Source organism: Streptomyces sp. NPDC043853, from assembly GCF_056436025.1.
In genome coordinates, this window is the sequence record NZ_JBWKDJ010000020.1 from 93,506 (window position 1) to 107,741 (window position 14,236).

Below are 14,236 nucleotides of genomic sequence, written 5' to 3' on the forward strand. Positions count from 1 at the left end.
CTCCGCCACCGGGGGCGCGGGGAACTGCGCGACCAGCCCCCACCGGCCCGCGGGCCGGAGACGACGGGTCCACCCCGGAACGGGGGCGGGCCCCGGTGCACCCCCGGGAAGGGGGTGCACCGGGGCCCGGCACCGACAAGGATCCGGCGCGAAGACCCGAGCGGAGCGGATCAGCTCCAGCTGGCGTGCAGCGGCTTGCCCTCCGCGTAGCCGGCGGCGGACTGGACGCCGACCACGGCCTTCTCCTCGAACTCCGCCAGCGAGCCCGCGCCCGCGTACGTGCAGGAGGAGCGGACGCCCGCGATGATCGAGTCGATCAGGTCCTCGACGCCCGGCCGGGTCGGGTCGAGGAACATCCGCGAGGTGGAGATGCCCTCCTCGAAGAGGCCCTTGCGGGCGCGGTCGTACGCCGACTCCTCGCTGGTGCGGTTCTGCACGGCACGCGCCGAGGCCATGCCGAAGGACTCCTTGTACAGGCGGCCGTCCGCCGCCTGCTGCAGGTCGCCCGGGGACTCGTAGGTGCCCGCGAACCAGGAGCCGATCATGACGTTGGACGCGCCGGCGGCCAGCGCCATGGCGACGTCGCGCGGGTGGCGGACACCGCCGTCGGCCCACACGTGCTTGCCGAACTTCTTCGCCTCGGCGGCGCACTCCAGGACCGCGGAGAACTGCGGCCGGCCGACACCGGTCATCATGCGGGTGGTGCACATGGCGCCGGGGCCCACACCGACCTTGATGATGTCCGCGCCGGCCTCGATGAGGTCGCGCACGCCCTCGGCGGCGACGATGTTGCCCGCGACGATCGGGACCTTCGGGTCGAGGGCGCGGACCGCCTTGATCGCGCTGATCATCGACTCCTGGTGGCCGTGCGCGGTGTCGATGACGAGCGTGTCCACGCCCGCGTCGAGCAGCTGCTTGGCCTTGCCCACGTAGTCGCCGTTGATGCCCACGGCGGCGGCGATCCGCAGCCCGCCGTTGGCGTCCACGGCCGGGGTGTAGAGGGTGGCGCGGAGCGCGGCCTTGCGGGTCAGGATGCCGACGAGCCTGCCGTCCTTGTCGACGGCCGGGGCCAGCTTGCGGTGGCCGGCGTCGAGGGTGTTGAAGGCCTCGCGGGGGTCGATGTCGGCGTCGATGAGCAGCAGCTCCTTCGACATGACCTCGGAGAGCTGGGTGAAGCGGTCCACGCCGGTCAGGTCGTGCTCGGTGACCACGCCGACCGGGCGGTTGTCGGCGTCGACGACGACACCGGCGCCGTGGGCCCGCTTGGGCAGCAGGACCAGCGCGTCGGCCACCGTCTGGGTGGGCGCGAGGGTGATGGGCGTGTCGAGCACGTGGTGGCGGGTCTTCACCCAGGAGATGACGTCGGTGACGACGTCGATCGGGATGTCCTGGGGAATGACCACCATGCCGCCGCGGCGGGCGACCGTCTCGGCCATGCGGCGGCCGGCGATGGCGGTCATGTTGGCCACGACGAGGGGGATGGTCGTCCCGGTGCCGTCGGGCGAGGAGAGGTCGACGCCCTGGCGGGACCCCACCGCGGAGCGGCTCGGCACCATGAATACGTCGTCGTACGTGAGGTCGTACGGCGGCTTCAGGTCATTGAGGAAACGCACGTGCTCTATCCCAGTCGTTCGTTGGTGACCCTCGGACAGGGCAGCCGAGGAAAACGCACGTACTTCATTCTCCCATGTCCTGGGGTTTACACGGGCCCGGCCGATCGTCCGACACATTTCGGGCCCGTTGGTGGCTTCCTACGGGAACAAGGTCCCGGGACCGGCCGCCGCCGGGAATCTTTCCCGGTGAATGGGGTTCCGGCCGCCGGTCAGCGGGGCCGCCGTGGCGGCGTGCCGGACGGCGGTGAACTCGGCGGCGATGGACAGGGCGGTCTCCTCGGGGGTGCCGGCGCCCAGGTCCAGGCCGATGGGCGAACGCAGCCGGGCCAGGTCGGCCGCGGCCAGTCCTTCGGCGGTCAGCCGTTCGGTGCGTTCGGCGTGGGTGCGCCGGGAGCCCATGGCGCCGACGTAGCCGAGCGGCAGCCGCAGCGCCCGGGCCAGCAGCGGTACGTCGAACTTGGCGTCGTGGGTGAGTACGCAGACGGCGGTACGGGCGTCCAGCCGGCCCGCGTCCCATTCCGCGGCCAGGTGGCGGTGCGGCCAGTCCACGACCACCTCGTCGGCGTACGGGAAGCGGTCCCGGGTGGCGAACACCGGCCGGGCGTCGCAGACGGTGACCCGGTGCCCGAGGAAGGCGCCGATGCGGGCCAGGGCGGCGGCGAAGTCGATGGCGCCGTAGACGAGCAGCCGGGGCGGTTCGGCGGCCGATTCCACCAGCAGGGTGAGCGGGCGGCCGCACAGACCGCCCTCGGTGCCCAGCTCGGTGGTGCCGGTGCGCCCGGCCAGCAGCAGGTCCCGGACCCGGAGTGCCGCGGCCCGGTCCAGGCCGGGGCCGCCGCCGAGGCCGCCCTCGTAGGTGCCGTCGGGCCGGACGGCCAGGGCCCGGCCGAACAGTTCCGGCGGTCCGGAGACCACCCGGGCCAGGGCGGCCCGGCCGCCGCCTTCGGTGGCCCGCAGCACCGAGCCGATCACGGGCCGCACCGGGTCCCGGGTGCGGACCGGGGTGACCAGCACGTCCAGGATTCCGCCGCAGGTCAGGCCGACCGCGAAGGCGTCGTCGTCGCTGTAGCCGAAACGGTGCACGCCACCCTCGCCGGAGGCGATGGCCTCCAGGCACAGCTCGTGCACGGCCGACTCCACGCAGCCTCCGGAGATGCTGCCGAGGGCGGTGCCGAGCTCGTCCACGGCCAGGGTGGCGCCGGGTCCGCGCGGTGCGCTGCCGCTCACGGAGACCACCGTGGCGAGGGCGAACTGGCGTTCGGCCGCGCACCACACGCGTAGTTCCTCTGCTATGTCCAGCATGGGTGTGTCCGGCTCCGGCGGGTCAGCGGATGTACTCGCGGCGGACCTGGCCGGGGATGAGCGGCCGGGGCGGGGGGACCGGGCGGGTGCTTCCCGGATACGGGGCGCGCGCGCCGCCGGCCGGGCCGACGGTGCCGACCGCGGAGCCCGGTGGCCGCAGCGCCCGGGCGGGGGTGCGGGCACCGAGCAGCAGGGCGGCGTGGGCGACGCTGGCGAGGGTGACGTGGTGGTGCCAGCCACGGAAGGAGCGGCCCTCGAAGTCGCGGATGCCCACGGGTTCGCAGACCTCGGCGTAGTCGAGGGCGACCCGGTCGGTGAGCTTGGCCAGCAGGAACAGCTGGGCGAGGGGCCGGTCGCCGATGTTGGTGATCCAGAACTCGGTGGGCAGCAGTCCGGCCTCCGTCCAGGCGCCGACCAGCAGCAGCGGCACGGGCGGGCCGGGCACGGGCCGTTCCTCGCCGGGGGCGGCCAGGATGCCGGCGGAGGTGAGGAGGGTGACGGCGCCCTCGGTCCGGCCGTGCCGGGTCCATTCGACGACCCGGCGCTGGGAGCGCAGGGAGTCGATGAGCTCACGGGCGGGGGCGGTGTGCGGGCCGGGCTTGTGGCGTCCGGCACCGCCGAAGGAAACCGGTGCCGAGCCGTCCACCTTGAGGACGAAGGGGATGTCCTGCTGGGCGAGGGCCTCCACGCAGTGCGGGAGTTCGGCGTTGCCGACCTCCATCACCACCGGCCTGCGCTGGAGTTGCCAGCCGGCCGCCATCCGCAGAACGGCGTGCACGGCGTCCTGGGCGGGGCTGACGGAACGCGCGGTGTCGGGGATGCCGGCGCGGCGGCGGCGCAGCAGTTCGCTGGTCCAGGGCCCGGGGAGGGTGAGGGTCCATTCGACGGGGAAGCTGGCCTCGCTGGAGGCCAGCCAGATGCCGCTGGCCTGCTGGCAGTTGGCGGTGCGGCCGAGCTGGGGCACGAACTGGCGGCCGACTCCGACGGAGCGGTCCCCGGCCTTCTCGATGACCATGGGCTGCACCACCCAGGCCAGCGGGCGCTGGGCGGTGTGTTCGAGGTGCCGGGCGAGGGCCCGGCGTACCGGGGTCCAGTCCCAGGGGGACTTGCTGATGAACTGCTGGAGACTCTGCTCCACCGAACTGGCCCCGGTGCCGGCGATGTTCCGGATCGTCTTCTTGCCGGAAGTGCGCACGAGGCCGTTCAGATAAACGCGGGCCCAGTTTCGCTGGTCCCGCCGGGGTAAGGATTCGAAGAACAGGGATATCAGGACGTCGATCAATTCGGAGATTTCCTTTTCGGATTCCTCCGGCAGGACTGCGCGCGCCATCTGCTGCCTCCCCCGCGACCAGCTAGATCCAATACCCTACTTGACCGGCAAGAACGGCCCACAGGCCCCGGCGGCTACTTCCTGAGGTCGCCGGTGGATTCGGGCTGCTCGTCCATCGCCTCGTCCTCTACCACGAGAGGGATCGGGATCTGGTTCGCCGCATAGTAGAGGGCGATCACGAAGTGGGCGGCGAGTGCGAGAGGAGCGGAGAAGAAGGACAGGAGGACAGTCACGGGGTAGGCGATGGCCCCGAGGCCGAAGCGCATTCGCGTGGCGCGTGCGCCGGCCTTGTCCACGTGGTCGTGGAAGAGGTGCCCGACCCGGGTCACGTACCACCAGAAGGCGATGAATGCCAGGGCGTAGACGACGGTCCAGGAGCTGTAGAGGATCGCGGCGATGCGGGCCGCGTCGTCGTCCTTGAGGTGTTCGGCGAGGACCGAGGTGGTCCACGGGATCACCGAAACCACCATCAGGACGAGGAGGTTGAGGAACAGCAGCGGCCGGTCGACCCGGCGCAGGTGTCCGAAGATGGTGTGGTGGTTCACCCACATCACACCAACAATAAGGAAACTCACGACGTACGCCGCGTAATGCGGCCACTGCTCCCATAATCCGTGCCACAGGTCGGAGCCGTGCGCCTCCGGTACCTTGATCTCCAGGACGAGAATCGTGATGACAATGGCGAATACGCCGTCACTGAATGCCTCGACCCGGCCGGTTTCCTTGTCCATGACCTCCCCTTTGCGGTGAGATTGGATGCCAGCGGGGAGGGTGCCGAACCACCCTCCCCGCGTACGCTACCCGGATATCCCCGGTCAGCTGCCGAATCCGGCGGTCTGGCGCCAGATCCGGCCATCGCGGACGACCAGTGTCCCGAACGCGTGCTCCGGCTCTCCGTTGAGGTTCATGATCGCCCGGTAGAAGATCGTGTCCTCGGTCTCGACATACTCCTGGAGTTCGACCAGGGTGGGCTTCAGAGTGAGATAGCCCGTGAAGGTCTCACGTACGGCGTCGATTCCCTCCGATACGCCTTCGAATCGCAGGAGTACGGCGTCGTCGGTGTAGTTCTTCATCACCGCGTCGATGTCGAGCGCGGCGAGGGCGTCCATCTGACGGACGAACACCGGGTGCAGTTTGGCGATGTCGTAGGCCATGGGTCGACTCCGTTTCTCTGGTCGTCCGGTGATCGGACGATCGGGGCGGGCGGAACGGTCCGTGCGGTCCCGGCGGTCGGGACCGGTCAGTCGATGGGCAGCCGGGCGGTCATGCGGGTCTCCCCCGGCCGGGAGCGCGCCGTGAGCGACCCGCGGTGGCGCTGGGTGACGATCCGGTAGCTCAGGTGCAGCCCCAGACCGGTGCCCTTGCCCACGTCCTTGGTGGTGTAGAAGGGCTCGAAGATGCGGGGGAGGGAGTCCTCGGGGATGCCTCGGCCGGTGTCGGTGATCTCGACGACCATGCAGCCGCCCTCGGTCCGCACACGCAGCGTGAGCACGCCGGCGCCCTCCATCGCCTCCGCGGCGTTGTCGACCAGGTTGGTCCACACCTGGTTCAACTCGCTCGGGTATCCGGTCATCTCCGGCAGATCCGGCTCGTACGCGCGCACGATGCTGATCCCCGCGAGCTTGGCACGCAGCACCACGAGGGTGTTCTCCAGCCCGTCGGTGACCGCGAAGCGCTGCTCGGGAGCCCGGTCGAGATTGGCGTAATCCCGGGTGGCCGCGACCAGTTGGGAGATCCGCGGGCCGGCCGCGCACAGCTCGGCGGCGAGCGCCCGGGTCTCCAGCAGCGCCGCCAGGTGGTCCAGGGCGGCGGGCAGCGCGGCCCCGCCGACCCCGGCCAGGCGGGACCGCAGCCAGTCGAGCTCCAGGCCCAGGTCCGCCACCCCGGCACCGAGCAGCCCGGCCCGCTCCGCGCCCGCGTCCTCGGCCCAGTCGGTGATCTCCTCCTCGGCGTCGGCCTGGGCGAGCGGATCGGTGGCGGCGGGCGGCGGGACCTTGTCCAGCTCTTCGGAAAGCCGGTCCAGTACGGCGCGTTCGCCGCCGGCGGCTGCCGCGCCCCAGGTGTACGCGGTACGGGTGAGCCGCTCCAGGGCGGGTCCCAGCTCCTGCGCGGCGCGGGCCACCGCGGCCGCCGGGTTGTTGAGCTCGTGGGCGAGTCCGGCGGCCAGCGTGCCCAGGGCCTCCACGGTGGCCCGCTTCCGGGCCTGCACCTCGGAAGACTTGATCCGCCAGGCCAGCACGGGGATGAGCACGGCGGCCACCCCGTGGCAGCGGGTCAGCATCTCGAAGAAGACCGGCTTCGGGTACGCCACCACGGTGGTCGCCGGACCGCTGGCGGCGGCCGTCGCGACGTAGTGGCCGTCGGTCAGCAGCGGCAGTTCACCGGTGAACCGGTGGGCGGCGGTGGGCTTCCCGTCGTGCTCCTCCGCGGCCTCCTCCTCGGTGGAGTGCCGGGTGAGCACCTCCTCCCGGCCGTCCACCACCTTGGTGACCACCAGCCCGCCGGAGAGCAGCACGTGGAAGGCGTCGGCCTCGTCCCCGTCGCGGAACAGCACCTCGCCGTCGGCGAGCACCCGGGGCTCGGACACCGACACCAGCCAGTCCAGCTGGTCCGCGGTGAGCCCGGCGAAGACCTCCAGCCCGTGCAGGGCGTTCCGCAGCTGCCCCGGTCCGGTGAGCTCGCCGGGCACCCCGCCCCCGGCCTTCTCCCCCGGTCCCGTTCCGCCGCTCATGCCGTGCTCCCCTCTGCCCGCGTACGGGCGGCCAGCCGGAGTGTCGCCAGCAGCGCGACCGCGCACACCGCGGCCACGGCCGCCATGAAGCCGACCGAGGTGCGGTGCAGTCCGTGGATGTTGGTGAGCAGCCCGGCCAGCACCGCCGGCACGCTCATCGCCAGGTAGGCGAAGACGTACACGGCGGCGGTGAGTTCACCCCGGTGAGCGGGGTCGGCGAGCGAGCTCAGGGCCCGGAAGGACCCGAGGAAGGCAGCGCCCCAGCCGCTCCCCAGCACGGCGGTGGCGATCAGGAACACCGGGGCCGAGCCCAGTCCGAGGGCGAGCAGCACCAGCGCCAGGCCGGCGAGCAGCCCGAGCAGCCCCAGCACGGCCGTGCGCAGCGCGGCGGTGCCGCCGAGCAGCAGCTGGGCGCCGGTGGCCGCGCCGGCCAGCAGGGCCACGGTGGCCCCGCCGACGAGGTAGTTGGTGCTCTCCAGCAGGGACAGCGCCAGGTGCGGGCCGAGCGAGAGGTAGAAGCCGCCGACCGACCAGACCGCGACGATGGTCAGGATGAGCACGGTGAAGCGGCGGCGGGCCGGGGCGGGCACCCGGATGCGGTGCGGCGTGATGCGGAGCCTGCCGCCGACCGCCCGCGCGGCGCCGGGTGCGCTCTCCGGCATCCGGGCCACCCCGGCCAGGCACAGCGCGAAGGCGACGATCAGCAGCAGGTAGCTGAGGGCGGTCGGGGCGGGGGCGTACTGGACGAGCAGTCCGGCGCCGATGCCGCCCAGGCCGATGCCGACGGTGGGTCCGGCACTGTTGACCTGGGCGCCGAGCGCGGGCCTGGACCGGGGTGCCAGTTCCAGCAGGGCGGCGCCCATCGCCCCGGTGGCCAGGCCCACGGCCAGTCCCTGGACGGCCCGGGCGGCGAGCAGCCAGGCCAGGCCCTGGGCGGCGGCGAACAGGCCCATGGAGGCGATGGCCAGGACCAGGCCGACGGCCAGGACGGGCCGCCGGCCGAGGGTGTCGGAGAGCGAGCCGAAGAGCAGCAGTCCGGCCAGGACGGTCACCGCGTACAGGGCGAAGACCACGGTGATCATGCCGGAGGAGAGGTCCCACCGTTCCTGGTAGAGCACGTAGAGGGCCGAGGGCACGGAAGAGGACAGCATCAGCAGGACCAGGACCGCGCTGACGACACGGAAACCGCGTCTGGGCTCGGCGGCGGTCGCACCCGGAGCGGACGGCTGCACGGTAACCCCTGTGGTCTGCGTGCTCGTTGTCGGTTTCGAGGTGTTGCCTGCCACGTGCTGTCACTCCCCCGTGGACCCGTGGACGGTGCGGGCGGTCAGGACGGGGCCTGGGCCCGCGCGAGCGCGCGGGCGGTCAGGACTCCGGCCAGATGGCCGAGGTATTCGGCCGAGGTGCCGCGCCCGGGCACGAACAGCTCCCGGGGTTCGGCGCGGAAGGCCGCGAGGACGGCCTCGGTGGTGTACGCGGTGGTGCCGAGCCGTTCCTCGACGGCGGGCAGCCGCTGCGGTCGCGCGGTGGCGCCGGTGACGGCGATCCGCGGGCCCGCGGCGGTGATCCGGACCGCCACCGCGCACAGCGGGTAGCGGGTGGCGCGGTCCGCGGTCTTCTCGAAGGCGGCGGCCGGACCGGGGGCGGGCACCAGCAGGGCGGTGACCACCGTGGCCGGCGGCGGGCCGGAGACGGCGAACTCCTCCGCGGTGACGGTGCTGCGGCCGCCGGGGCCGGCCAGTTCCACCCGGGCGTCGGCGGCGATCGCGGCGACCGGCAGGTCGGTCGGGCGCCCGGCGGCGGCCAGGTTGCCGCCGACCGTGCCCAGGTTGCGGACCTGCGGGTCGCCGTTGGCACGGGCGGCCGCGGCCAGTTCGGGCGCCCCGGCCAGCGCCAGCGGATGCTCGGCGAGTTCGGCCAGGGTGGCGGCGGCGCCGATCCGCAGGGCCCCGTCGGGGGTCCGCGCGATACCGCGCAGCTCTTCCAGCCGGCGTACGTCGACCAGCATGCGGGCGGTGGCCTCGCCGGTGCGCAGCTCGGGCAGCAGGCTCTGGCCCCCGGCCAGGATCCGGGCGCCGGGCCGGCCGGCCAGCAGGGCGAGGGCCTCGGCCAGTCCCGCGGGCCGGACGTAGTCGAAGTCGGCGAGGATCACCGCTGTCCCCCTTCCGTCTCGGCCGTCGCGGCCGTTCCCGTTTCCGTCGGGGCCGCCGCGCCGTGCATGGCCCGCCAGACCTTCTCCGGGGTGACCGGCATGTCGATGTGGGTGACGCCCAGGTCGGACAGGGCGTCGACGACCGCGTTGACCACGGCCGCCGCGGGCGGCACGGTGGCGATCTCGCCGGCGCCCTTGGCGCCGAGCGGGTTGTGCGGGGAGGGCGTGACCGTCTTCTCCAGGGTGAAGAAGGGCGCGTCCGCGGCCCTGGGCAGGGCGTACCGGGTGAGGTCGGAGGTGAGCAGCCGGCCGTCCGCGTCGTATTCGGCGGCCTCCATCAGGGCCTGGCCCAGGCCGTGCAGGATGGAGCCCTCGATCTGCCCGTGGACGATCTTCGGGTTGCCGATGTTCCCCGCGTCGTCGACGGCGGTGTAGGCGACCACCTCGGTCTCGCCGGTGAGTTCGTCGATCTCGACGACCGCGACGTGGCTGCCGAAGGGGTAGTTGAAGTCCGGCGGGTCGAAGTGGGTGGTCTCGTCGAGGGCCGGTTCGATCTCCGGCGGCAGCCCCCAGCCGTACCACATGGACATGGCGAGTTCGGCGAAGGTCTTGGTGTTCTCCGGGTTGCCGTCCTCGTAGACCTTGCCGCCTTCGTAGACCACCTTGTCCTCGGGGACACCGAGGAACACGGCGCCGGCCTTGACCAGCTTGGTCTTGATCTTCCGGGCGGTGAGGGCGACGGCCGGCGCCGCCATGCTGTAGGAGCGGCTGCCGTAGGTGCCCTGGCCGTAGGGGGCCTTGAGCGTGTCGCCCTGGTACACGTTGACGGTGGCCGGGTCGATGCCCAGTTCGGCGGCCGCGACCTGCGCGAAGACGGTGCCGTGGCTCTGGCCGGTGGAGGCCGAGCCGACCATGACGGTGACCTCGCCGGTCGGGTGGACCCGGATGTTGGCGCTCTCCCAGGTGCCGCCGAGCATGCCCTCCTGGGACATCCGGGTGGACGGGCCGACGCCGCAGATCGCCACGTAGGTGGCCAGGCCGACGCCGAGCCGCTTGCCGCGGGTGCGGGCTTCCGCCTTGCGGGCGGCCATGTCCTTGTATCCGGCCAGTGCCAGGGCCTTGTCGAAGTTCTCCGTGTAGTTGCCCGAGTCGTAGGTCCAGCCGAGCCCGTTGTCGTACGGGAAACTGTCGGCCGGTACCAGGTTCTTGCGGCGGACCTCCGCCGGGTCCATGCCGATCTCGGACGCGTAGCGGTCGACCAGGCGTTCCATCAGGAAGGCGGCCTCGGCCCGGCCGCTGCCGCGCTGGGCGCCGAGCGGCACGGTGTTGGTGAACGCCGCGTACACCTCGCAGAAGGCCGCCTCGAAGTCGTACATGCCGCTGATGGAGCGGCCCATCAGGGCGGTGGCGACGCCGGGGCCGATGGTGGACGGGTACGCGCCGAGGTTGGCGTAGCTGGTGCAGCGTACGGCGGTCATCCGGCCGTCGCGGGTGCCGGCGAGGGTGACGTGCTGGCGGTGGTCGCGGCCCTGCACGGTGGAGTTCATCAGGCCGGTGCGGGTGTCCACCCACTTCACCGGGCGGCCCAGCGCCTTGGACAGCAGCAGGACCAGCGGCATGTCGGGGTAGAGGTAGCCCTTGGTGCCGAAGCTGCCGCCGACGGTGGGGGCGATCACCCGGAGCTTGTTGAAGGGGATGCCGAGGACCAGGGCGGACAGCAGGAACCGGTGGTTGTGCGGGCCCTGGGTGGAGGCGTAGAGGGTGTACTCGCCGGTGACCGGGTTGTAGTCGCCGACCGCGCCCCGCGGCTCGATGGGACTGTTGATGGTCCGCTGGTTGACCAGGTCGAGCTCCACCGTGACCTCGGCCTGCGCGATGGCGGCGTCGGTGCGTTCCTTGTCGCCGCAGGTCCAGTAGGCGTTGAGGTTGCCGGGCACGGCCTCGTGGAGCTGCGGGGCGCCCTCGGCGAGCGCCTGGTCGGCGCGGGTGACCACGGGCAGCGGCTCGTAGTCCACGGAGATGGCGGCGAGCGCGGCGGCGGCCTGCTTCGGGGTCTCGGCGACGACCACGGCGATCGCGTCACCGACGTGCCGGACGGTGTCGCCGGTCAGGATCGGGCGGGCACCGGGAAGCCCGTAGGGGTGCGGCGGGAAGTGGCTCTCCACTCCGCCGGGGATCCAGATGCAGGGCAGCGGCATGACGTCCGGGAAGTCGGCGGCGGTGGCCACCTTCAGCACCCCGGGCATCTGCTCGGCGGCCTTGGTCTGGATGGAGAGGATCCGGGCGTGGGCGACGGTGCTGCCGAGGATGGCCATGTGGGCGGTGCCGGGCAGGTTGACGTCCGCGACGTACGTGGCCTCGCCGCGCAGCAGCTGCGGGTCCTCACGGCTGTCCAGCGGTGCGCCGAGCACGCCGGCGCTCTCCCCCGTCGATGCGGTCATGGCTCATGCCTCCTGTCTCGGGGCGGTCCGCGCGGCGCAGGCGCGCTGCACCCCGCGTACGACGCTGTGGTAGCCGGTGCAGCGGCACAGGTTGCCGGTGAGCCATTCGCGGATCTCGGGTTCTGTGGGGTCCTGGACCTCCGGGCCCTCGGTCCGGTCGACGAGTTCGCCGAGGGCCATCACCATGCCGGGGGTGCAGAACCCGCACTGGGTGCCGTGTTCCTGGCGCAGGGCTTCCTGCAGCCCGTTGAGTTCGCCGCCCCGCTCGGTGACGCCCTCGATGGTGGTCACCTCGGATCCGGCCGCGGCGGCGGTGAGGAGCAGACAGCTCTTGACCGAGCGGCCGTCGAGGCGGACCACGCAGGAGCCGCACTGTCCGGTGTCGCAGCCGACCTTGGTGCCGGTGAGCCCGAGCCCGTCCCGAAGCCGTTCGACGAGTAACTCGTTGGCCTCTGCAGTGAATTCCCGGGTCTGTCCGTTGACGTTCAGCGAGATGTCCATGCGGTTGCCTGCGCTTCCGTGAGCGGCTGGTTGAAAAGCGGCCCGCCGGGCTGCTGGAGAATTCCACCGGAGTGCAGCGGGCCGGTGTCGACGGCGGCGAATCCGAGGTCCGTGATGATTCCCGCGACGGTTTTCTTCGCGTCCGTGTCGTCGCCCGCCGTGTAGTGGGCGAGCCGTTCGCCGGATTTCCGTCCCGCGAGGGCCAGTGTTTCGAAATGCATGGTGTTGAGGGATTTCACCAGCCGTGCACCGGGGTACCAGTCGGCGACGAATTCGCTGGAGCCGCGCCCGCCGAGATCGCGGGGTTCGCCGCGGCCGCCGAACGCGTTCGTCGCGTCCACGAGCACCTTGCCTTCGACCGCGTCCGGCGGGAGCAGCCCCCGGACGCTGTCGAAGGGCACCATCAGCACCAGGACGTCGGCCCGGTCTGCGGCCTCGGCGGGGGTCACGGCCCGCGCGGCGGACCCCAGTTCGGCCACCAGCGGGCCGAGGGTGTGCGGGCCGCTCGCGTTGGCGAGGACCACCCGGTGGCCGGCGGCGACCAGGATGCGGGCCAGGACGGACCCGATCCGCCCGGTGCCGATGATGCCCGTGCTCATGCTCTCTCCTCCGTCGGGGCCGATTCAGGCCGGTTCTGGACGGTTCGGGAAGGTTCGGGGCGGTTCAGTCCAGGCCGATCCAGACCGACTTGGTCTGGGTGTAGCTCTCCAGGGACTCGGGACCGCACTCGCGGCCGAACCCGGAGGCCTTGTAGCCGCCGTAGGGCACCGCGGGGTCGTACTGGTTGTAGCAGTTGACCCAGACCGTGCCCGCCTTGATCTGCGCCGCCACCCGGTGGGCCCGCCGCAGGTCCTTGGTGTGCACGCCGGCGGCCAGGCCGTAGGCGCTGTCGTTGGCGATGCGTACGGCGTCCTCCTCCGTGTCGAAGGGGATGACCGAGAGGACCGGGCCGAAGATCTCCTCCTGGGCGATCCGCATGCCGTTGTCCACGCCGGTGAAGATGGTCGGCAGGAAGTACAGACCCGCCGACAGATCCGCCGAGGCGCCCTCGGGGGTCCAGCCCTCGCCGCCGACCCGGAGGTTCGCACCCTCCTTCTGGCCGATCTCGATGTACGAACTGACCTTCTCGAACTGCCCGCGGTGCGCCAGCGGGCCGAACAGGGTGGCCGGGTCGCGCGGGTCGCCGGGCTTGAGCGCGGCGGCCCGCCGGACCAGCCGTTCGACCAGTTCGTCGTGGATCGGGCGCTGCAGCAGCAGGCGGGAGCCGGCGGTGCAGATCTCGCCCTTGTTGTAGTAGATGCCGAAGAAGGCGAGTTCCTCGGCGGCGTCCAGGTCGGCGTCGGCGAAAACGATGTTGGCGGACTTGCCGCCGAGTTCCATCGTGACCTTCTTCAGGGTGCCGGCGGCCTTGCGGATGATGGACTGGCCGACGGCGGTGGAACCGGTGAAGGCGATCTTGTCGATGCCCGGGTGGTCGGTGAGGGTCTCCCCCAGTTCCACGCCCGGACCGGTGAGCACGTTCAGCACCCCGTCGGGGATCTCCGCCTCCTGGAACAGCTCGGCGATCTTCAGGGCGGTCAGCGGGGTGGCCGGGGAGGGCTTGTGCACCACCGTGTTGCCCGCGGCCAGGGCCGGGGCGATCTTGGTCATGGACAGCAGCAGCGGGAAGTTGAACGGGGTGATCGCGCAGACCACGCCGAGCGGTTCCCGCAGGGTGTACGCGAGCTGGCCGCCGGCCGGCGCCCGGGAGGAGCCGTCCACCCGGGTCACGGCGCCGGCGTAGTAGTGCATGAGCTGGGCGGCCATCGGGGCGTCGACCGTGCTGGAGAACGCGAACGGCTTGCCCATGTCCACGGTCTCCAGCAGGGCGATCTCCTCCAGGTCCCGCTCGATGAGCTCCCCGACCCGGTTCAGCCGCAGCGCGCGCTCCTGCGCGGACAGCCTGCTCCATGGGCCCGACTCGTACGCTTCCCTGGCCGCCGCCACGGCGGCGTCGGCGTCGGCGGCGCCGGCCTGGGCCACGGGCACGATCTCCTGCCCGTCGACGGGGCTGATGTCGGGCTCGGTGCCGCCGCCTCTGGCTTCGACCCATGTGCCGCCGATGAACAGCTTGCCGGGGTTGGCCAGGGGCTGGTCGCTGAGAGCACGCTTGGTCATGGCTGCCTT

The 14,236-nt window shown here is 72.1% G+C and carries 12 protein-coding genes; all 12 read right to left on the reverse strand.

The window, feature by feature from the left end:
- Positions 1-170: 170 nt before the first annotated feature.
- On the reverse strand, positions 171-1,622 hold the full coding sequence (locus AC067U_RS34805; RefSeq protein ID WP_478833884.1) for a GuaB1 family IMP dehydrogenase-related protein: 1,452 nt from the start codon (positions 1,620-1,622) through the stop codon (positions 171-173).
- 129 nt (positions 1,623-1,751) lie between these two features.
- Positions 1,752-2,915, reverse strand: coding sequence for an XdhC family protein (locus AC067U_RS34810; protein WP_478833848.1), 1,164 nt, complete (start codon positions 2,913-2,915; stop codon positions 1,752-1,754).
- Positions 2,916-2,937: 22 nt separating this feature from the next.
- On the reverse strand, positions 2,938-4,245 hold the full coding sequence (locus tag AC067U_RS34815) for an IS701 family transposase (RefSeq protein WP_478833849.1): 1,308 nt from the start codon (positions 4,243-4,245) through the stop codon (positions 2,938-2,940).
- Positions 4,246-4,319: 74 nt separating this feature from the next.
- On the reverse strand, positions 4,320-4,976 hold the full coding sequence (locus AC067U_RS34820) for a TMEM175 family protein (RefSeq protein WP_478833850.1): 657 nt from the start codon (positions 4,974-4,976) through the stop codon (positions 4,320-4,322).
- A gap of 84 nt (positions 4,977-5,060) precedes the next feature.
- Positions 5,061-5,399 (reverse strand): nuclear transport factor 2 family protein, encoded by a 339-nt coding sequence (locus tag AC067U_RS34825; protein ID WP_478833851.1) that lies wholly within the window; start codon positions 5,397-5,399, stop codon positions 5,061-5,063.
- 86 nt (positions 5,400-5,485) lie between these two features.
- Positions 5,486-6,976 carry an ATP-binding protein gene (locus AC067U_RS34830; RefSeq protein WP_478833852.1) on the reverse strand — a complete coding sequence of 497 codons (1,491 nt, stop codon included), beginning with the start codon at positions 6,974-6,976 and terminating at the stop codon, positions 5,486-5,488.
- Positions 6,973-8,208 carry an MFS transporter gene (locus AC067U_RS34835; protein ID WP_478833853.1) on the reverse strand — a complete coding sequence of 412 codons (1,236 nt, stop codon included), beginning with the start codon at positions 8,206-8,208 and terminating at the stop codon, positions 6,973-6,975. Before AC067U_RS34835 ends, AC067U_RS34830 begins: the two co-directional genes overlap by 4 nt.
- A 95-nt stretch (positions 8,209-8,303) precedes the next feature.
- Positions 8,304-9,128: an FAD binding domain-containing protein gene (locus AC067U_RS34840; protein WP_478833854.1), complete on the reverse strand. Its 825-nt coding sequence runs from the start codon at positions 9,126-9,128 to the stop codon at positions 8,304-8,306.
- Positions 9,125-11,569: a xanthine dehydrogenase family protein molybdopterin-binding subunit gene (locus AC067U_RS34845; RefSeq protein ID WP_478833855.1), complete on the reverse strand. Its 2,445-nt coding sequence runs from the start codon at positions 11,567-11,569 to the stop codon at positions 9,125-9,127. The genes AC067U_RS34840 and AC067U_RS34845 overlap by 4 nt, the downstream gene beginning before the upstream one ends.
- Positions 11,570-11,572: 3 nt before the next feature.
- A complete protein-coding gene (locus tag AC067U_RS34850) occupies positions 11,573-12,070 on the reverse strand; it encodes a (2Fe-2S)-binding protein (RefSeq protein ID WP_478833856.1) in 498 nt (165 codons plus the stop codon).
- Positions 12,055-12,669, reverse strand: a complete 615-nt coding sequence (locus AC067U_RS34855) for an NADPH-dependent F420 reductase (RefSeq protein WP_478833857.1) — start codon at positions 12,667-12,669, stop codon at positions 12,055-12,057. The genes AC067U_RS34850 and AC067U_RS34855 overlap by 16 nt, the downstream gene beginning before the upstream one ends.
- A gap of 64 nt (positions 12,670-12,733) precedes the next feature.
- Positions 12,734-14,227 carry an aldehyde dehydrogenase family protein gene (locus AC067U_RS34860; protein WP_478833858.1) on the reverse strand — a complete coding sequence of 498 codons (1,494 nt, stop codon included), beginning with the start codon at positions 14,225-14,227 and terminating at the stop codon, positions 12,734-12,736.
- Positions 14,228-14,236: the final 9 nt, after the last annotated feature.

Bases quoted from the DNA above. Each gene is read 5' to 3' on its own strand.
- AC067U_RS34810 (WP_478833848.1), bottom strand. From the start codon at position 2,915: ATGCTGGACATAGCAGAGGAACTACGCGTGTGGTGCGCGGCCGAACGC.
- AC067U_RS34815 (WP_478833849.1), bottom strand. From the start codon at position 4,245: ATGGCGCGCGCAGTCCTGCCGGAGGAATCCGAAAAGGAAATCTCCGAA.
- AC067U_RS34820 (WP_478833850.1), bottom strand. From the start codon at position 4,976: ATGGACAAGGAAACCGGCCGGGTCGAGGCATTCAGTGACGGCGTATTC.
- AC067U_RS34825 (WP_478833851.1), bottom strand. From the start codon at position 5,399: ATGGCCTACGACATCGCCAAACTGCACCCGGTGTTCGTCCGTCAGATG.
- AC067U_RS34830 (WP_478833852.1), bottom strand. From the start codon at position 6,976: ATGAGCGGCGGAACGGGACCGGGGGAGAAGGCCGGGGGCGGGGTGCCC.
- AC067U_RS34845 (WP_478833855.1), bottom strand. From the start codon at position 11,569: ATGACCGCATCGACGGGGGAGAGCGCCGGCGTGCTCGGCGCACCGCTG.
- AC067U_RS34850 (WP_478833856.1), bottom strand. From the start codon at position 12,070: ATGGACATCTCGCTGAACGTCAACGGACAGACCCGGGAATTCACTGCA.
- AC067U_RS34855 (WP_478833857.1), bottom strand. From the start codon at position 12,669: ATGAGCACGGGCATCATCGGCACCGGGCGGATCGGGTCCGTCCTGGCC.
- AC067U_RS34860 (WP_478833858.1), bottom strand. From the start codon at position 14,227: ATGACCAAGCGTGCTCTCAGCGACCAGCCCCTGGCCAACCCCGGCAAG.